At 52.5% G+C, this 314-nt stretch carries 1 rRNA gene; it reads right to left on the bottom strand.

Annotation, left to right across the window (positions count from 1 at the left end):
* A 5S ribosomal RNA gene (gene rrf / locus ACSEXW_RS28410) occupies positions 1–78 on the bottom strand; the annotation flags it as partial.
* Positions 79–314 lie beyond the last annotated feature (236 nt).

The raw sequence follows: 314 nt of genomic DNA, 5'->3' as shown, positions 1-314 counted from the left end.
AGTACCATCGGCGCTGAAGGGCTTAACGGTCGTGTTCGAGATGGGTACGCGTGGTTCCCCTTCGCCATTATCACCAAACGAGCTTGCTTATTCACTTTTCTTCACTGTTTCTCAACAGCGAATGCTATCTTACCATAACCGCCGACACCTTTGCAACCGTTAATTGCTTCCAGCTTCGGGGCCCCCGAAAAGTAATCGGCATAAGCTACAACGCTTATCTTCACTTTTTGGGGTGAGTTATGGTGGAGCCAAGCGGGATCGAACCGCTGACCTCCTGCTTGCAAGGCAGGCGCTCTCCCAGCTGAGCTATGGCC

The organism is Oryzibacillus soli, assembly GCF_051594765.1.
Classification (GTDB): domain Bacteria; phylum Bacillota; class Bacilli; order Paenibacillales; family NBRC-103111; genus Paenibacillus_AR.
This window is presented reverse-complemented; position numbering and strand designations above follow the sequence as displayed.